This is a genomic window from Olleya sp. HaHaR_3_96 (assembly GCF_019278545.1).
In the GTDB taxonomy this organism is placed as follows: domain Bacteria; phylum Bacteroidota; class Bacteroidia; order Flavobacteriales; family Flavobacteriaceae; genus Olleya.
In genome coordinates this window covers 2,233,047-2,251,369 of the sequence record NZ_CP058987.1, presented here as the reverse complement: position 1 = coordinate 2,251,369, position 18,323 = coordinate 2,233,047, and the positions used below count along the sequence as shown (strand labels likewise).

Here is an 18,323-nt window from a genome sequence, read left to right as displayed (position 1 = left end):
AATTATGCCAGGACCAGCAGCAACACTAGGAAGCATGCATGTATGCCCAATGTTAAACCCAGGGACTCCACCTCCACCTCATGTTGGTGGACCAGTAGTTGGACCGGGTGTACCAACCGTACTAATTGGAGGTAAACCTGCAGCAGTAATGGGTGACTTATGTACCTGTATTGGACCACCTGACACTATAGTTATGGGGGAAGGTACCGTTTTAATAGGCGGAAAACCAGCAGCAACCGTAGGTAGCTTAACAGCGCATGGTGGACAAGTAACGCAAGGCGAACCAACCGTACTAATTGGTACTGGTGTTAGCCCAGCAACAGCTGTTATGCCTATTCATAAAATACCATTTCCAACAATTAACCCTACTCTAAAGGTTATCGCTTCCATTACAGGTCGCAGAAGTCAATTAAATGAGGCTATAGCTAGGCAGGAGGCACTTCGTGAAGAGGCCGATAAAAATGGGTATTTAAGTTTATTAGATTTTAGCATATAAATATTATGAGTCTTAAAAAAGTATCATATCCAATATTGCCATCAGATAGAGAATTATCTAACAAAACTACTGTAGAAAAAGAATTAAGTCAAGAAGAATTAAACGAACGTTATTATGGACATAACAACAGTTTTGGCTTTTATCCAATAGGACGTTTAAGCTCTTGGCATGGAGGAATACACATAGAAGGATCTAATTGTGTTCGTGCCATTGCGGATGGTCGAATCATAGCCTACAGGTTTGCAGAAGATTATTTATTAGAAAAAGACTCCCAAAGAAAGTATTCTAATAGTTTCATCCTCATTCAGCATAACTACGAAAGTCCTGGTAAGCAAAAAAATAAAGAAGAAGAACCTACAAAGCAAAAACTTAGGTTTTATAGCTTATATATGCATTTAATGTCAAAAAAGGAATTAGAAAAAGATAATGGTAAAAATATTCCAGATTTATATGCAAAATACACAGCAAAAGTTACCGGAAAAGAACAACAAAGAGGTTTACGATTAAGATCAGGAACTGATTTAGAAACAGTAACTATAAGAAAGAAAAGAGTAAAAAGAGGTATAGTAAAACACGTCTTAACCAAAGGAACACAAGTTACTTACGATATTAACTCTGCTACCAAAAAAGTTTATACTAAAGAGGAAGGCACTGTATTAGGAGCTAATTTTTCGGATGATCATTGGATACACCAACACGACACAACTTATACACCTGTTTACTATAAAGGAGATCATGATCTGTTTATGGCTACTTCTGGTAACAGAGTAAAAGATTTAAGAGATGGTACTATAGAGGTTAATATTGAAGAGGATCCAATCCCTACCTCAGAAAAAGGGGCTATTGTAAGAAAAAAACCTAATAAAGATAGTGATTTTATTAGAGTTGAAAAAAAAGGAAACAATCTAGGAGAAATAGAAATTGTAGATGGCACTTGGATAAAAATTAAAGAAAAAGAAGAATACATTAATAAAAAGGATTTACAAATAAAAAAATCTTTAAAAGACGATATTACAAATGGAAGTAATAATGTGAAAAATGTAGATGTATCAATTAAGGCTGGAGATATAATTGGTGTACCAGCACAATATTCTTTTGATAAACAAAGTTTATACAAATGTGTCCATTTAGAAGTCTTTACGGATGACACTGAAGTTGATAATTTTTTAAAAAATCATGTTGATGACGATAGTCAAACAACCATAGAAATTCCTGCTGGAAAGACTCTACAATTTGCAAAACCATGTAATTTTTTAAAAAAGGATACAAAAGTTAAAATATTAGAAATCAATGATAATTACACCCAAATAGGTTTTGAAGATATAGAAGGAATTGTAGTATTTGATGATAGAATAAGTTGGAATTCAACTGGTAAATATTATGTTATAAGTTCTTTTGAAAAAGTAAATGCTGATTTTAATAATTTATTAGATTCGAATATAAAAGAACTTTATTTCACTGATTATATGAAAAAAGAGGACAATGGTGAGTTTTCAAAAACAACAAAAAACGCTGAGGCTATCGCTAGAAACAAAGACCCTAAACATATAAAGTACAGAAAGTTAAAACAAAAACACCCTAAAGCAAACAAAAACTATTGGGTTAATAATACTGAAGCAACAGGTACTAAAGACACTTGGATCACTTTAACAAAAGATATTGAAAGTTATTACGAAAAAGACCCCAAAGAAACTGATGTAAATATAATAACAACTGAAAAAATAATCGCACGTAAAATATCTACTACAAAAGACAGTAAAGATGTAGACTGGTATAATGTACAAGGTAAAGGAAAACAAAAAACCAATAAAGGTTGGATAAGAAAAAAGGATTTAACATTTATCAATCCTTACAATTGGTTAGATGAAAGTTATGGTTGGGAAGTTTTTGAAGACCCTGACAATAACTATTTTTATCATTTTGGCGAGTCTTTTACAGATCGTACACCTAAAACATTTGTTAATAAAGTATGGGAAAAGTTAAAAAAATACGATGATGACAAAAACAACCTCCTAACAGAAAACGAATTAAATAATGCAATGCAAAAAGATACTGCTGTAAAGGATTTAAGTAGACTTATTTGTAAACATTTTAATGAGTGGGATACTAACAATAAAATCGCTGATTTTAACACAGAAATAGACAAAGTTTACGAAAAAGGAGTAAATCTAGCTACAGAAACAAAAAAAACAAGATTAGAAGAAGCGCGGGATGCTAAAAAAGTATTGTTAGAAGAAAAAATTAATAATCTTTGTTTTTGGGATCAAATAACGGATGGTGATGTAGCCGAAACAGACCAACATTATAACGGAAAAGAAAAACCAAAAGAAAAAAGAACCTTTCCTTCTGATAGTTCTAGTATTTATCATTTTCACCCAATTGCTTTTGTGGAACATATGAAGTTGATTACGGGCGGGAAAGAAGATATTGATTTACGACCTTTAATGACGTTTGAACCTCAAAAAGGTAAATCAGATTGTAATATAACTTGCAAACGAATAATGAAAAGAATGGGAGTTTATGCTGAAGGCGCTTCAGGTAAAACCTCAATTTTCGGAGCTCAATACCCTCAATCTTATCATCAATTAGCAAATGAAACAAGTGAAAGAGATGGACTTGTTTATTATGAAAAACCTTCTTTAAAAGCTATTGAGTATTTAGATTTAGCGTTAGAAAATAGTCATCCGGTTTTAATCGGAGTAAATCATACTTACCAATACAGAGGAGGAACAGGAATTAATGAAGGTACGACTGACCATTATGTAATAATAGTTGGAAGGAAATTAGTTAAGAATGAACAACGTTATATTTTTTGGGATGTTGGCACTCGTAGAGGAGATTCCACAGAATGGTATTTTGTTTTGGAAGATGAATATAAATTATATGCAGAAAAAACTTATAAATCAGGAAATAAACCCTATAATGTAACTCAAATAAGAAGAAACTTAAATGAATCACACCAAATTATTACTTATTAACAGTCTATTATTTTTGATAATCTTCTCCTGTAAAAAAGAAAAAAAGGTCAAAGAAAATTTATCCTCAATTTCTGAAATAGAGAATCTAAAACAGAAAGTTAATGATATAGATTTACAAAACTCTAAATTCTATTTATTATCAAAAGATACTGGTAATCAATATCTCTTAAAAAAGTTATACTTTGAATCTGACATGGAATCTTTTAACTTCAAAGAGAATATAATGTTTGACAAAACAGGAGCTGCAATAATGGAGCCATTAGAATATATAGTGTTAAACAAAGAATTTAATAACGATAAAATTTTGGTTAAAGTTCAGAATAAATGGACAAATGAAAAATCAACTTTTTATTTCAGATATGATTCAAAAAAGAACTTAGTTTACCAATTAGAAAATGATAAAATAATTAAAGTATTAATCGATTCATTGTCTTTAAAATCGATAAAAAACATTTATGTTCCGCCTTGTCAAGAATTTCAAACAGATGAATATGAAATAAAGGACTGTTTGGAAGAATATGTCAAATATGAAGAAAAAAATAGAGTATTAAAAAATGATTTCAATTGGTACCCAAGGTTAGATTGTAGTAAATATTTTAATGAAGAATTTTGCATGGAATTAGATGCTATCTCAAACAAGAAATAGCACCTTCTGATATCGATCGTTTTTAATTAGTGCTATACTGAGTAAGTAAACTCTAATAAAAATAAAAAAAAAGAGCAAACCTAGAGAGGCGAAAACACAAAATTACATTATGGTCCAAAAAGTATATACTGCTATATAAACCTTATAATATTAAATATTTAGATCCAATAGCGAGGAATTGCATTCAGTACTGCAAATTAAAATATATAAAGCCATCATTAAATGAATGGTCCTATACACCAAGTCAAATAAGAACAGTAGTTGCAGGTTTTTATGATTATTTTATTAATGAACAGCCAAAAGAATACAGAGGGGCAATCGACGAATTAAAAGAAGGAGAACTTGATGCAATAGAAGAACAAGTAAAAAAAATTAATGTTTTGGGAAGAAGCTAGCAGTAAAACTTATAATCCACCCGAACCCGAACCTGAACCGCAAGCTACCAACAAAAATAGTGCTTTAGATTTTAGAGGTGGAATAGTTGAAGAGCCTACTAATTTACCAACCTCTAATACTCCGGAAACAACTGAAACACATAAAACAGAACAGACGTCTGAAAAGTCAGAAACAAGCGAAACAGATGTAAATGAGCAAGAGGAAAAATTACCAAGGGTTTTCCCAAATACTCCAAATGTGTATCACTTCCACCCTATTGCTTTTGTTAATCATATGATACGAATTTATGGTAGTGGTGGAGCTGATAATAATTCTGAAGCTAAAATTAGAGCATTCTTGAGAGTTATTAAAGAGTTCGAAGGTATTCCTGGTGAAAATGGATATACTACATTATTTGGTGGCAAGCAATTCTCTGATATGAGCAAACACCCTGAAGATCCTCAAAAATGGTATACTAAAGATGATGGAACTATAAAATATAGTTCAGCAGCTGGGGCATACCAAATAATGAAAGAAACATGGTGGGATTATAATGGACATGTGGTAAAAGATCATAAAAAAGTAGGTAGAAATGAAAATAGAAATTTTGTTAAGAAATATGGAATCAAAGATTTTTCTCCAAAATCGCAAGATGAATTTTGTATTGCTTTGTTACTTCATGGAAGAGTTTTAAAGGCTGGGCAAAAAGGATTGGTAAATGATTTGTTGAATGGTTATGTTACTCGTGCTATAGAGACTTATGCTAGTCATACATGGGCAAGTTTTAGCCCTGGCAGATATGATAAACAAGGCCCTACTAAAGGTTTAACAGATAAAAATGAGATAAGAGAGGCTATACATGATGCTAGGATGACGCAGTTAAAAGTGTATGATAAATTTTTAGCAGAAGAATTAGCAGGACAATCTGATTTGCATTTAGAATCTGGTTTTTTAAAAAAGTTTGGAATTAAAGAGCCTGAGCCTCAAGAACAAATAGAAACTAAAAAACCAGGACTTGATTTAAATAAAGTCATTAGAGGTTTAAAAAGAAGAGCGAGTGATTCTGATCGTAAAAGTTTAATTGGTAGGTGCGCGCGTTATGTAGGGTTTGCTTTAGTAGATGGAGGACTCCCCTATGCTGGGCTTAATGCTCATAAATACAATTCTTATCTAGTCAAACAAGGTTTTAAAGAAATTTCAACTACGGATTACCAAATAGGAGATATCGTTGTTGTTGAAGCGTTTAAATGGGGTAAAAAGTCACACCCTTATGGTCATATACAAATGTATGCTGGTGATAATCAGTGGATTTCAGACTTTTTTCAAACAGACTTTTGGGCAGGTGGAGATTATAGAAAAGCAACACCAAATTATAAAATTTACAGATGGGAATAAGTAAAATAGTGAAATTAATCTTCTTTTTTTTAATCATAAAAAGTGTTATTTCTTGTAAAGAAATAACTAAAAAAGAAGATAAGATTATTACTGGTAATTCAATCGTGTTATCAGAAACAAAAGAAGAAAATACTCCTCAAGATAAAGAGTATTCGCAAGAGAAGTCGATTAATTTTGTTAGAAAATTTTATGTTTTGTATTTGACAGACTTAAATCAGGGAACCAAGAAATGTATATTGAATGATTATCTTTCTAAAAATTTGATTGAATCTGTTAATAATTTTAATGGTAATTTAATAATTGATTCTCAAGATTATGAGAAAATTGATTTAAATACTTTAAAGATTTCAGGAACAAATATAGAAAATGTTTTTAAGGTTAGTTTTATTAATTATGATGAAAGAACTATAAATGTAAAGGTATCAACAACAGATGATTCTTATAAGATTACAGATATTACTCTTTTACGTGAAAATGTAAATTTCACATATCCATCAACAGATATTGTAGATGAATATGAGTTTGATTATTTATCTTATTATATTGAACCAATAGGGGAATCCAAAACTGGAGTTGTTTTTAACATAGAGGAAGATTTTGAAGGAAGGGGAATTATTTTTAAGAAAAATCAAGCTTTTGGTGATTCTTTTGAATATTTATGCACAAAAATACAAACAAAAGGTGAGTTAGAAATTTATTATAAGGAGAACTTAGGTGCAGAAGAATATGAATACTCAGGAGATAGCAGTAAACCATTAATAATTATCTATAAAAAAAGTAATGATTTTTATGCTAGGAGTTCTCTTATAGAAAATGGTAAAGAGGTAAAGTTAAAGGAAGAATAAATAAAGCTCCCCTCGCGCGACATATCCGCAACCCTGGCGCACTTCTGTGAAGTGTGTCTAATATCCAGAATACGGTATACTTGGCACATATAGTGCAAAAGAAGGAAAAGGTGTTGCTAGTTCTACGGTCGGAAATCAGCAGGATAAAGTAAATAAAAAGAGGTTTGTTATAATGCCTTCCGTAGAAGCTGGAATGATGTATAAAGCATTTTATATTAAAAAATATAATATGGATTACGCTAGATGGTATTCTAAAAATGAGGATGCAAAAAAACGTTATAGAGAAAGTCTTAAAGGAATAAAAACTAAAATAGTAGATACTTTTTAAATATGATTAAATTTTTAATATCTCTGTCATTATTTTTTTTGTTATGTTTTTCATGTAAGCAAAAGGAAAATAACCCTGCATTAATAACAGGTAATAGCTCATCTAAATTAGAAAACAATAGTTATTATGAATCTATTAGTAATCTTGATTGGCAAAGTATAGCTCATCAGTTTATATTGAAAAGTTCTTTATCAATAAATTATTCTGTATTTGAGACAAATAAAATATATAGTTTTTTTGATAAAGCAACAAAAGATTTCTTAATAGTTAAAGTTAGTTATAAAGAAGACATCAACGACATGCCCTTGAAGTGGGTAAAAGTTGATTTTCTGAATAATAAGGTGTATGATATTTTAAAAAATAAATATTAAAAAAAAGAAGTAAAAAATCAGGAACAAGTTATAACTTATGAAAAAAAGACTAAAGAAAAACAAGTATCACCTAATTGTTACGAATTTCAAGATGAATCTGACTTTATAAAAACATGTTTTTATTCTAATAAAAATAATACAATAAAATCTGTTTATTATGATGTTGTAAAATCTACTGAGTTAAAAAAAGAAGAGTTGCTAACTTATATTCCTAAGAAAGATACTTTGCTAAAAAGAGAAGATAAATTGACTTCATTAGAATACAAGATTAAACGGTCTAAAGAATTAAAGGTTAATATTAATTATCCAGGAGGAGTTACTTACATTGAAATTTTCAAACAAAAAGATTCAATAAAATTAGTTAAGACATATTCTTCAGATTAGAGAGTTCTCACGCTTGTGTTATTAGGACACAAGATATACAAACCACAGTTTTTATAGCTGTGGTTTTTTATTTTTACAGAGTAGCAGAATTTTTAGCAAAAAAATCTTTAAACTTTTTATTTGTCAACATCTTTTCAACGAGTCTAATAATAGTTTGTTTGTCTTCTTCTTCTAGTTGCTGAATTAATCTAATTTATTCTACTTCGTTTTTATCTTCAATAGTTACTTCTTTCGGAATAGAACCATCATAATTTAAAACTTGATCAACGCTCATATTAAAAAGCTGTGCCATTTTTATTGGTTCATTAACTATTCTCCAACTTAATAGCTTTTGTAATGAAATCTAGAGTAAAGAATATATGTTCTTGATTGTCTTCAGGAAACCAAAGTATATCCTTAAAACGAGCTAACATATGAGGATTCTTAAATAAATCTGATTGCTTATTTTTACCCAATAAATAACATATTGTAGTTCCTAGTAAAGATAATATTTTTTTTTACTGCATCAATACGTAGAATTCATCTCCCCCGCTAGCGTTCGTTTGTAACGAGTGCTATATTGAGTAAGAAAACACTAATAAAAAAAAGTAGAAGATGGTAAACGTGATACTAAAAGAGGTAAAACAGAATAATTAATTTCTTCCCTAGTGCGCCATATCCGAAACTCTGGCGCACTTATGTGAAGTGTATCTAATTTTTTTTTAGTATTTGCAATGCAATTTATTATCTTTAATCTCCGTCTCAGAGATATAAAGACATAGATAGTACCGTTCCAACATTTGTGACATTAACAATAATTGATTGGGTAGATTTATTTATTCTACCAACCTATTTTAAAATATTAGATGATTCTCTAAATTCCAATAGGAGCATATTTGGTGTCTTTTGCCACAGTATATTGGATGGCCGTATTTACAAGACAAGCATATTTTAATATTTTACTAGAAAGCATAGACCATTTTAGAAAAGAAAGAGGTAATATCTCAAAATATCAATTCTGGCAACACAATAATAAATCTATTGAACTATGAAGTACTGTTGTCATAAAACAAAAAATAAAATGTATCCATAATAACCCTATTGTTTATGGTTTTGTTAGCACCCCAATAGATTAGAAATATAGTAACCCTAAGAATTTTGCAGATTATCTCATACTTTACTAAAAATTGACGGTATTGGTTTCTTACAATAGCGGGAATGAAGGGTACAGTGTTCAAAGGACAAAGGCAAGTTTTTTTTGGGTCGTTAAACGAAAAGATTTTATTCCTTCTGAAAACTTAAAGCAATCACCAGTTGTTAAAAGCAGAGTAAAAAAAAATATTGTCTTACAATCAAACTCATAGTTAAAATATGTTATTCAATCATTTAAAGATTTATTATTTACTCTTATTTATTATAGCTTGTAAGGAAACAAAGCCTTCTTCAACACAAATAAACACGATTAGCTCTCCAAAAGAAGTTAGAATATTAGATGAGAAGGATAATAAAACAGACTTAGAGCAAGTCTTGGAAGAGCAGTTGAATATTGGATATTCACAATTATATGATGATTCTTATGATATTTCCGATTATAAGTATTCTCAAAAATATTTAGAAGTAATAGTGCCCTTTCTGAAAGGAATTCTAAATAGCAATGTACCTACTGAGATATTTAAAAGAAAAGTCAAAAGAATTTTCGGGAGAACAATATTACCTAAATCTGAAAAAAAGTATCTCACAGTAATTTTAGATAATCCTTGTAATCGAAGCTTATCCTATTATAGAAATGATAATACTATTGACATAAGGCCAGTTTCATTGCATATAGTTAAAGGAGAAAATTTTATAACGGAACTTTATGCAATACCAGAAATAATTGATTATCAAAAAGAGTTTCCTCATTTATTTGATGTTGAAAAAGCGTCTGATAATACACGGATTTCAAGTGATGGGAGTTCTGTTATAATATATAAATGGAAAGATATAGACGAATTAAATAATAAGAGGTCATTTAATTTGAAATTATTTATAGCTAGAAATGAATATTTGTTTAACGATGTCAAAAGTCATTTTGAATGGTTAGTAAATAATGATGAATATTTTATGAAAAGTCTTATCACTGAATTCGGGTATTTAGATGATGAAAAACTTGTAGAATGGTTTATAAAAAAGCATAGACTAGAAACTGTTAATGGTAAGTCAAATGGCTTTGAATACGGAAAAATGTTATGGCATAAGAACTGTAATAACAAGGTTGTTTTTCATAATAAAATTTTACAAAAAATGAAAGAGAAAGTGTCATATTGTGATGATTTAAATGATTACGTTTATTTCTTATCAAAAAACAATCAAGATTTTGATTATCTGTCATTTGAAGACCAATCTTATATGGTTGCTCAGATTTATCATTTCATTCAAAACCAAACGGAAGATACATTCAAGTATATGGGATTTTTTGCAGAATTTTATGACACAGATAATACCTATTCTAATGAATTTATAAAAAACAACTATTATGAATTAGAAGGATTTAAAACGCAGTGGTTAAAAGCAAAGAAAGTAGGTAATGGTGTTTCTCATTAATTGACCTGTTACGCAAAGTACCTCACTAGTGCTCGTTTGTAACGAGTGCCGCATCGAGTAAGAAAACAGCAATTAAAATTATAAATGTTTTAATTAGCTTTTGTACTTTTAAGCAATGAAGAAAATAATTTTTATAGTATTAACATCTATTTTTATAAGTTGTGAAAATAAATCAGAAAACAAATCAACCCACGCCATTACAAACAAAGGAAGTGTATCGGTTATGACTAAAGATAGCTTCACTACTACTGATGCTTCTTTTTCTAATAAAAAGACAAATAAAAATCAAATTGAGTTTTTAAATTTTATAGACGAAAGTCTTATTTTTCAAGACGCTATAATTAATTATTACTCTGCATATGCCTTTGTATGCCATGGAGATGAAAAAGAAATGAAGTTCTCTGGAAAAATCTATCTAAGACCAAGCGCCTCGGAATTAGAAAATTGGAAGGATTTCAATTACAGAGCATCAATTATTGATTCTATTAATAACATCTTTAGTAATAAAGAAATCCATGAAAGATTTACACTATGGGCTCAAATAACACCTAAAGACAACTTTCTCCCTCTTGAAGATTGGGTTGATAATCCATGTGAATATTATAAAAAAGATAGAACTGTAATTATCTATAAATCAGACAAAGGACAAAAGCATTGGATAGAAATAGAAAAAACTAAAAATACTGAGAGAATAGAAGAAATTTTAAAACTAAGCCATTAGCTGTAGTAATACAGACAGCTCAAGCTCGCACTAGTGCAGTTAAGAGTGCTTGTTCTAACATACTTTAAAAATCACAGTTTTTGAAAGCTGTAATTTATTTGTTATATAATTAGTGCTTTTACAGAAAAACAGACATTAAGCTTATTAATTACTAGAACAAAAAATACTAATCCTTTAAAAACTCGGTAATACTAAAAATAATAAGATATTTGCAAGAGAAATTAAACCTCGAACAAATGATTAAAACTATAATATTCGATTTTGGTGATGTCTTTATCAATTTAGATAAAGAAGGCGCGATGACCAATGCTTTAGAGCTTTTTGAAATCGACGAATTGTCTGAAGAACTGATTGCTTTTAATAGCTTTTACGAACAAGGCTTAATAAGTACTGACGAGTTTATCGACTTTTATTTAGAGAACTTTCCTAAACTATCTAAAAAAGACTTAATTGATACTTGGAATTATATAATCTGTGATTTTCCATCAAAGCGTTTAGATTTTATAACACAATTAGCCCAAGACAAAACCTATAATTTAATCTTATTAAGTAATACCAACGAAATGCATATTGATTGTATCAAAAAACACATTCCGTTTTATGATGACTTTAAAAAAGCGTTTAATCAATTTTACTTATCACACGAGATTCAATTACGCAAACCAAACACAGACATCTTTCAGTTTGTTTTAGATGAAAACAATCTAAATCCAGAAGACTGCTTATTTATTGACGACACAAAAGAAAATACAGAAGCAGCAAGTAAATTGGGCATACATGTTTGGAATAACGATCCTAAGACTGAAGATATTATCGACTTATTTACCATTAAAAAAGACTTATTTTAATGTATTTAATATTTAGTATTTGTGCCTCTACTCTAATTTTTGTCATATTTAAAGTTGTTGGAAAACGTAACATAAACACACTACAAACTATAGTTTTTAACTATTTTACAGCTTTTACTTGTGGTATTTTAAGTTATGACGCCCCAGTCGTTGTCAAAGACATTGTAACATCCCAATGGTTTTTTGGTGCTATCGGTTTAGGATTCCTATTTATTGCCATCTTTAATGTTATGGCTCTAACCGCACAACGACTTGGTTTATCCGTAGCGTCTGTAGCAAGTAAAATGAGTGTTGTTATCCCAATAATTTTTGGGCTTTTTGTATATAACGAAGCACTAGGCTGGCAAAAAGGCATAGGTATTGTTTTAGCTTTAGTCGCGGTATATTTGGCTTCACAAAAAGCAAAAACAACCGAACGCTTTTCAATCAAAAGCTTATGGCTTCCTGCCCTACTCTTTTTAGGTTCGGGAACTATTGACACCTCAATAAAATATTTAGAAACCACATATGTCGCCGATAATGGTATTCCAATATTTTCTGCTACCATGTTTTTAATCGCTGGACTTATTGGTATTGGCCTTCTTTCCGCGAAAGCGATACAAAAAAAATTAAGCTTTGATCCCAAGAGTATCATCGCTGGTTTTATTTTAGGTATCGTCAACTACTACTCTATCTACATGTTATTAAAAGCGTTAAACGCGGAAAATTTTGAAAGCTCGACTATATTTACTGTTAACAACGTTGCTATAGTTATGCTATCGACACTTTTAGGCTTAATATTTTTTAAAGAACGCTTGCTTGCCAAAAACTGGATTGGTATTGGTGTTGCCATATTAGCAATACTTTTGGTAACTTTAGCGTAATTATGGAAGACGACGCTTACAAAACAATTACAACACCTTCTGAAGAGGTCTTATTTAAAGACAAAAATTCTAAATTTTTTGGCTATGCCTTTCCTGTAACGTCAGAAGACCAAGTTAAACAACACCTGGACGATTTAAAAAAGCAACATCACCAAGCCAGACACTGGTGTTATGCTTACCAAATAGGCACAGAAACCATTGCCTACAGAGCAAATGATGACGGCGAGCCTAATAACAGTGCAGGAATGCCTATTTATGGTCAAATTCAGTCTTTTGAAGTCACTAATATCCTTATAGTTGTAGTCCGTTATTTTGGCGGCGTAAAGCTTGGTGTTGGCGGTTTAATAAACGCTTATAAAACAGCAGCGCAACTAGCTCTAGACACTTCAAAAATTGTTATTCGCACCATTAATATTCCTTATTTAATTTCTTTCGATTATAAAAACATGAACAAGGTCATGCGCGTAATAAAAGAGAAAAATCTAAAGGTTATTAACCAAAAATTGGAATTAGACTGTCAAATTACAATTTCAGTTCGGAAAAAAGACGCGAATACAATCTTCGAAATTTTTGAAAGTATTTATGAAGTTAACATCAAAGATTTAACCATTTAAAGCCTCTAAAAAATACTTAGGTGGTCGTGTTGGACGTTTTGTTTTCATATCGATAAACGCCAAAACCACACTTGCTGTAGACACAATTTCTTGCGATTCGTTATGTATTTCATAGTCAAATTCGACCAAAGCAGAAGGTGCTTTTTTAAGCTGTGTTTTTACCGTAATTACGTCATCATAATGCACTGGTTTTTTGAAATTTACAGACATCGACACTACTGGTAAACCAATGCCATTTTCTTCCATTTTTCGATAAGAAATGTTTAATTTCCGTAACCATTCGATTCTAGCCATTTCTAGATATAATGCGTAATTCCCATGATGAACAACACCCATTTGGTCTGTTTCTGCATAACGCACTCTTATTTCAATTTCGTCTTGTTTTATACCCATTATATTATTTATTTTTTGTAATTTATCTACCCTTACCAACATGAGGAAAAAAAACTGAATATTCAATAGTAAATGATTTTTTTTTTACGTTTTTTGTTCACATATTTGCCACGCTAAAGAACGAAGCTGTTCTAATGTCATTATAGAACAAAAGTAACTAACATAAAATACCTTTTAAACATAACATGAGTGTAACTGCGCAAACGGTCTGGAATAATTGTCTCCTTTTTATAAAGGATAACATTCAACCACAAGCTTACAAAACCTGGTTTGAACCTATTGTAGCGGTTAAGCTTGCAGATAATGCGCTTAGTATACAAGTGCCAAGCAAGTTTTTTTACGAGTGGTTAGAGGAGCACTATGTTAAGCTTTTAAAAGTGTCTTTAACTAAAGAGTTGGGTGAAACCGCCAAATTGGTTTACATTATTAAAATGGAAAACACGTATGGTAACAAACAACCTTTTACAGAGCGTATTCCAAGTTCTAATCGTGGTGGCGTAAAATCGCAAGATGTAGATGTGCCGCTTAATAATAAGAACCGCGAATTACGTAATCCGTTTATAATTCCTGGAATTAGAAACGTGAAAATCGAATCTCAACTTAATCCAAACTATAACTTTGATAACTTTTTAGAAGGTGATTCTAACCGTTTAGCACGTAGTGCTGGTTTAGCTGTATCTGCAAAACCAGGTGGAACGTCTTTTAATCCTTTATTAATATTTGGTGGTGTTGGATTAGGAAAAACACACTTAGCACATGCTATTGGTGTTGATATAAAAGATAAGTACCCAGAGAAAACGGTATTGTATATTTCTGCTGAAAAATTCACGCAACAATATATAGACTCGGTTAAAAAGAATAACAGAAATGACTTTATACACTTTTACCAGTTAATTGATGTGTTGGTTATTGATGATGTTCAGTTTTTATCTGGTAAATCTGGAACACAAGATGTATTCTTCCATATTTTTAATCACTTGCACCAAAACGGAAAGCAAGTTATTTTAACTAGTGACAAGGCACCTGTGGACATGCAAGATATTGAGCAACGCTTATTATCTAGATTTAAATGGGGTTTATCTGCCGAATTACAAACACCTGATTTTGAAACACGTGTTTCAATACTGAAAAACAAATTATATAGAGATGGTGTTGAAATGCCTGACGATATTATTGAATATGTTGCTAAAAACATAAAATCTAATATCCGTGAGCTAGAAGGTGCTATTATCTCTTTAATTGCACAATCTTCTTTTAATAAGAAAGAAATCAATATTGAGCTAGCTAAGCAAGTTGTTGAAAAGTTTGTAAAAAACACGAAACGTGAAGTTTCTATAGATTACATTCAGAAAATTGTATCCGATTATTTCCAAATGGATGTAGATACATTACAATCTAAAACTAGAAAGCGTCATATTGTACAAGCTAGACAATTAGCCATGTTTTTTGCAAAAAAACTGACTAAAGCCTCTCTTGCTAGTATTGGTTCTCAAATTGGAAAACGTGATCATGCAACAGTTTTACATGCTTGTAAAACAGTCGATAACTTATCGTCTACGGACAAGCAGTTTAAAAAATATGTTGAGGATTTAACAAAAAAACTTTCAGTTTAAATTTTATTTTAAAATGACTAAAATTTTAATGGTATGCTTAGGAAACATTTGTCGTTCTCCTCTAGCTGAAGGTATCCTACAATCTAAATTAGATCACAAATTATTTAGTGTAGATTCTGCCGGAACAAGTAGCTACCATATCGGAAACAAACCGGATCCTAGATCCATTGCTGTCGCTAAACAACATGGTATTGACATTACAAAACAACAAGCTAGACAGTTTATTAAACAAGATTTTATAGACTTTGATATTATCTACGCCATGGATCATTCAAATTATGATAACATTATCGCTTTAGCTGAAAATGACGCACAAAAATCAAAAGTAAAATTGATTTTAAATGAAAGTGTTCCTGAGCAAAATTTAGACGTCCCTGATCCCTATTTTGGTGGTGACAACGGTTTTGAAAAAGTGTACAAACTTTTAGAGGAGGCTTCCGAAAAAATAAGTCAACAATTAAATAGTTTGACTTAATTTAATACCTTTATAATATTATGACTAAAGGAAAACTATATTTGATTCCATGTACATTAGGAGATTCTAATCCTTTTAATGTCCTACCTGCACAAGTAAAAACTATTATTGATAGTTTAGATACCTTTGTTGTCGAAAACTCTAAAGCCGCTAGAAAGTTTATAAAAAGTATCGCTCCAGAGAAGCAACAATCAAGTTTAAACCTTTTTGAACTTAATAAATTTACAGAACCAACAGAATTACCAAATTTTATCAAACCTTGTTTAGAAGGCCAAAATTTAGGTTTAATATCTGATGCTGGTTGTCCCGGAATTGCAGACCCTGGTGCTGACATCGTAAGTTTGGCACATAAAAACAATATACAAGTTGTCCCATTAGTTGGACCGTCTTCCATCCTATTAGCAATGATGGCTTCTGGAATGAATGGTCAAAGTTTTGCTTTCAACGGATATTTACCTATTGACAAAAATGAAAAGAAATCAGAATTAAAACGTTTAGAACGTTTAAGTTTTGAACACAATCAAACCCAATCGTTTATTGAGACGCCGTATAGAAACAATAAGCTTTTAGAAGACCTTTGCAGCATCTTAAGTGATAGTACGGAGATTTGTGTTGCTTGTGATATTACATTGCCTACAGAGTTTATTAAAACGCAAACAGTAAGTCAATGGAAAAAAAATAGTGTTGACCTACATAAGAGACCAACACTATTTATAATTCACAAAAGCCAATATTAAGCGCTTTCGTATTTTACTCTAACCTTTTTTAATGGTTTTATCAAAGACGTATCGTATCCTGAAAACTTTTTCATGTAATACTTTATGGTTGTACCGTTTGCATCCGCAAAACCAGTTTCTCCATAACTTCTAAGAAATTTCTTTACACTTCCAGGACCGGCCAAATGCGCTGCAGCTAGTATTCCTGATTCTGTAATCTTAACACCTTTAATGTACTTGTTGTTAAAACGTTTGATATCCTTACGCAAAACCCACTTGTTGCGTTGTGCATTAGCGATAAACGCCTTCTCTTGTAATTCTGGATTACTTAAAAAGAATTGTGGATGATAAATACCTAATACTCTTAATGTACTTTTCCCAAATTGATATTTACCCAAGTAACCAAATTGATTCACTCTAAAATAATCATTTTGAGATTCTTTAAATCCTAAAGCTTCTTTAAAACCAGTAAAACTTTTACCTAATTGAGGTGTGAATAATGGTTTTTGAACAAACTTTAAATTTGAAGCAATATTAACATATTGTAACGCTTCAAAGTCAACGTTTTCAGTTTTAATCTCATCGACTAGTGTTGTGTTATTTTCAGTATTAATAAAAACGACTAGTAATAAAATTGCTATTGTCAACGTTAGGGATAATAACTTTCCAATATTTATTTTCATTTGTTACGATTTAAAAGTCTGTTAATTAATATTATATAGACTTAAATTTCAGCGTGCAAATATACAACAAATAATTAAATACTGAAAATCAATATGTTAACTTATGTTAAAAGTAGATTAAGTGCCCATTTAGCTTACCTTTGCCATTAATTTCGAGGGTTGGAAAGGGTACTTTTATCACGTTAATCACGTTAAATACTTGTTTTAAAAACGTAGAATTGGTCTTAATTCTAGTCAAATCCACATCTAGACTTAAATAAAACTGTTGACTTCTTTCTTGATTAGGAAAGTGTACCGCTTGAAGTTCTGCATTGCCATATAATAAACCATCGACACCATAACCTACTGCCACATTTAACCATTTAGGTAGGCTACTCTCTTTAAAAAAGGACTGTAAATTCACACTCAACCAATAGGTTTGTCCGTTATAGTCTTTTAAAAGTTCTTCTGCCAAACCTTGACCTAACTTATTGGGATTTTGATTTGCAAATCCGCTTCGGTTAAAGGAATATTTTAATTGGACACGTTGTTCTTGCCATAACAACTCTTGTCCAATATACAACCCCGCGCCTGCCGCATTTGCAGTAAAGTCTCCCCAAGAAAACCCCCATTCTTCAGAAAACCCATCCAAAACTTCTACAGCTGTTAAAAACGAGAACCCTAATGTCGCGCCGTAAATGAGTTGCTTTTCTTTACTTACACCACTCCAATCTAACGCTTGTGCTCCAAAACGTCCTAATTGATAAGCGGTAAAACTATGCCCCAACTTATCCATTTTAAACCATTCCGAATTATCATTCGTGCTATGTAACCCCGAGCGCTCATAATCAGAGTACCACAACGCATTTAAACCAATAATAGACAAAGAAGCGACACTAGCTTCTGTCAAGATTACAGCGTTTCTGCGTGATGTATTAAGAGTATCACTAGGCTTAAAAAAGGAATTATTATTTGTTTGTGCAACCGTAACAACTGTCAAAAATAAGGCCGAGAGTACTGTAGTTAATTTAAACAACG

General features: G+C 31.0%; 18 protein-coding genes. 15 read left to right on the top strand and 3 right to left on the bottom strand.

What is annotated here, in order from left to right:
* The first annotated feature begins 4 nt into the window (after window positions 1-4).
* From H0I26_RS19865 to H0I26_RS09800, 12 genes are all read left to right on the top strand, one after another.
* Window positions 5-496, top strand: a complete 492-nt coding sequence (locus H0I26_RS19865; protein WP_218697912.1) for a PAAR domain-containing protein — start codon at window positions 5-7, stop codon at window positions 494-496.
* Between the two features lie 5 nt (window positions 497-501).
* Window positions 502-3,474: a hypothetical protein gene (locus tag H0I26_RS09850; RefSeq protein WP_218697910.1), complete on the top strand. Its 2,973-nt coding sequence runs from the start codon at window positions 502-504 to the stop codon at window positions 3,472-3,474.
* A complete protein-coding gene (locus H0I26_RS09845; RefSeq protein WP_218697909.1) occupies window positions 3,446-4,120 on the top strand; it encodes a hypothetical protein in 675 nt (224 codons plus the stop codon). The genes H0I26_RS09850 and H0I26_RS09845 overlap by 29 nt, the downstream gene beginning before the upstream one ends.
* 375 nt (window positions 4,121-4,495) lie before the next feature.
* Window positions 4,496-5,890, top strand: a complete 1,395-nt coding sequence (locus H0I26_RS09840) for a glycoside hydrolase family 104 protein (protein WP_218697907.1) — start codon at window positions 4,496-4,498, stop codon at window positions 5,888-5,890.
* Window positions 5,881-6,735, top strand: coding sequence for a hypothetical protein (locus H0I26_RS09835; protein ID WP_218697905.1), 855 nt, complete (start codon window positions 5,881-5,883; stop codon window positions 6,733-6,735). Before H0I26_RS09840 ends, H0I26_RS09835 begins: the two co-directional genes overlap by 10 nt.
* Before the next feature lie 172 nt (window positions 6,736-6,907).
* A complete protein-coding gene (locus H0I26_RS09830; RefSeq protein WP_218697903.1) occupies window positions 6,908-7,063 on the top strand; it encodes a hypothetical protein in 156 nt (51 codons plus the stop codon).
* A gap of 2 nt (window positions 7,064-7,065) precedes the next feature.
* A complete protein-coding gene (locus tag H0I26_RS09825; RefSeq protein WP_218697901.1) occupies window positions 7,066-7,434 on the top strand; it encodes a hypothetical protein in 369 nt (122 codons plus the stop codon).
* 1,734 nt (window positions 7,435-9,168) lie between these two features.
* On the top strand, window positions 9,169-10,380 hold the full coding sequence (locus tag H0I26_RS09820; RefSeq protein ID WP_218697892.1) for a hypothetical protein: 1,212 nt from the start codon (window positions 9,169-9,171) through the stop codon (window positions 10,378-10,380).
* Window positions 10,381-10,495: 115 nt separating this feature from the next.
* Window positions 10,496-11,101, top strand: coding sequence for a hypothetical protein (locus H0I26_RS09815; protein ID WP_218697890.1), 606 nt, complete (start codon window positions 10,496-10,498; stop codon window positions 11,099-11,101).
* 236 nt (window positions 11,102-11,337) lie between these two features.
* The gene (locus tag H0I26_RS09810; RefSeq protein ID WP_101018131.1) at window positions 11,338-11,949 is read left to right on the top strand and encodes an HAD-IA family hydrolase; all 612 of its coding nucleotides are present in this window, start codon (window positions 11,338-11,340) and stop codon (window positions 11,947-11,949) included.
* A complete protein-coding gene (locus tag H0I26_RS09805; protein ID WP_218697889.1) occupies window positions 11,949-12,812 on the top strand; it encodes a DMT family transporter in 864 nt (287 codons plus the stop codon). The genes H0I26_RS09810 and H0I26_RS09805 overlap by 1 nt, the downstream gene beginning before the upstream one ends.
* 2 nt (window positions 12,813-12,814) lie before the next feature.
* Window positions 12,815-13,426 (top strand): IMPACT family protein, encoded by a 612-nt coding sequence (locus tag H0I26_RS09800; RefSeq protein WP_218697887.1) that lies wholly within the window; start codon window positions 12,815-12,817, stop codon window positions 13,424-13,426.
* On the opposite strand, the gene H0I26_RS09795 is transcribed toward H0I26_RS09800, so the two are convergent.
* On the bottom strand, window positions 13,415-13,813 hold the full coding sequence (locus H0I26_RS09795) for an acyl-CoA thioesterase (RefSeq protein ID WP_218702070.1): 399 nt from the start codon (window positions 13,811-13,813) through the stop codon (window positions 13,415-13,417). The genes H0I26_RS09800 and H0I26_RS09795 overlap by 12 nt on opposite strands.
* 191 nt (window positions 13,814-14,004) lie before the next feature.
* Here H0I26_RS09795 and dnaA point away from each other — a divergent pair, with 191 nt between their 5' ends.
* From dnaA to H0I26_RS09780, 3 genes are read left to right on the top strand one after another with little or no spacing between them, the layout of a single operon-like run.
* Complete coding sequence (gene dnaA, locus H0I26_RS09790; protein WP_101018128.1) at window positions 14,005-15,432, top strand: chromosomal replication initiator protein DnaA; 1,428 nt, start codon at window positions 14,005-14,007, stop codon at window positions 15,430-15,432.
* 13 nt (window positions 15,433-15,445) lie between these two features.
* Entirely contained in the window at window positions 15,446-15,907 is a 462-nt protein-coding gene (locus H0I26_RS09785; protein ID WP_218697885.1) for a low molecular weight protein-tyrosine-phosphatase, read from the top strand.
* Between the two features lie 20 nt (window positions 15,908-15,927).
* Window positions 15,928-16,644, top strand: coding sequence for an SAM-dependent methyltransferase (locus tag H0I26_RS09780; protein ID WP_218697883.1), 717 nt, complete (start codon window positions 15,928-15,930; stop codon window positions 16,642-16,644).
* On the opposite strand, the gene H0I26_RS09775 is transcribed toward H0I26_RS09780, so the two are convergent.
* Window positions 16,641-17,306, bottom strand: coding sequence for a peptidoglycan-binding protein LysM (locus H0I26_RS09775; protein ID WP_218697881.1), 666 nt, complete (start codon window positions 17,304-17,306; stop codon window positions 16,641-16,643). The two genes, H0I26_RS09780 and H0I26_RS09775, sit on opposite strands and share 4 nt — an antisense overlap.
* Before the next feature lie 106 nt (window positions 17,307-17,412).
* Window positions 17,413-18,321, bottom strand: coding sequence for a DUF2279 domain-containing protein (locus tag H0I26_RS09770; protein ID WP_256935106.1), 909 nt, complete (start codon window positions 18,319-18,321; stop codon window positions 17,413-17,415).
* Window positions 18,322-18,323: the final 2 nt, after the last annotated feature.

Bases quoted from the DNA above. Each gene is read 5' to 3' on its own strand.
- H0I26_RS19865 (WP_218697912.1), top strand. From the start codon at position 5: ATGCCAGGACCAGCAGCAACACTAGGAAGCATGCATGTATGCCCAATG.
- H0I26_RS09850 (WP_218697910.1), top strand. From the start codon at position 502: ATGAGTCTTAAAAAAGTATCATATCCAATATTGCCATCAGATAGAGAA.
- H0I26_RS09845 (WP_218697909.1), top strand. From the start codon at position 3,446: ATGAATCACACCAAATTATTACTTATTAACAGTCTATTATTTTTGATA.
- H0I26_RS09840 (WP_218697907.1), top strand. From the start codon at position 4,496: ATGTTTTGGGAAGAAGCTAGCAGTAAAACTTATAATCCACCCGAACCC.
- H0I26_RS09835 (WP_218697905.1), top strand. From the start codon at position 5,881: ATGGGAATAAGTAAAATAGTGAAATTAATCTTCTTTTTTTTAATCATA.
- H0I26_RS09830 (WP_218697903.1), top strand. From the start codon at position 6,908: ATGCCTTCCGTAGAAGCTGGAATGATGTATAAAGCATTTTATATTAAA.
- H0I26_RS09825 (WP_218697901.1), top strand. From the start codon at position 7,066: ATGATTAAATTTTTAATATCTCTGTCATTATTTTTTTTGTTATGTTTT.
- H0I26_RS09820 (WP_218697892.1), top strand. From the start codon at position 9,169: ATGTTATTCAATCATTTAAAGATTTATTATTTACTCTTATTTATTATA.
- H0I26_RS09815 (WP_218697890.1), top strand. From the start codon at position 10,496: ATGAAGAAAATAATTTTTATAGTATTAACATCTATTTTTATAAGTTGT.
- H0I26_RS09810 (WP_101018131.1), top strand. From the start codon at position 11,338: ATGATTAAAACTATAATATTCGATTTTGGTGATGTCTTTATCAATTTA.
- H0I26_RS09805 (WP_218697889.1), top strand. From the start codon at position 11,949: ATGTATTTAATATTTAGTATTTGTGCCTCTACTCTAATTTTTGTCATA.
- H0I26_RS09800 (WP_218697887.1), top strand. From the start codon at position 12,815: ATGGAAGACGACGCTTACAAAACAATTACAACACCTTCTGAAGAGGTC.
- dnaA (WP_101018128.1), top strand. From the start codon at position 14,005: ATGAGTGTAACTGCGCAAACGGTCTGGAATAATTGTCTCCTTTTTATA.
- H0I26_RS09785 (WP_218697885.1), top strand. From the start codon at position 15,446: ATGACTAAAATTTTAATGGTATGCTTAGGAAACATTTGTCGTTCTCCT.
- H0I26_RS09780 (WP_218697883.1), top strand. From the start codon at position 15,928: ATGACTAAAGGAAAACTATATTTGATTCCATGTACATTAGGAGATTCT.
- H0I26_RS09775 (WP_218697881.1), bottom strand. From the start codon at position 17,306: ATGAAAATAAATATTGGAAAGTTATTATCCCTAACGTTGACAATAGCA.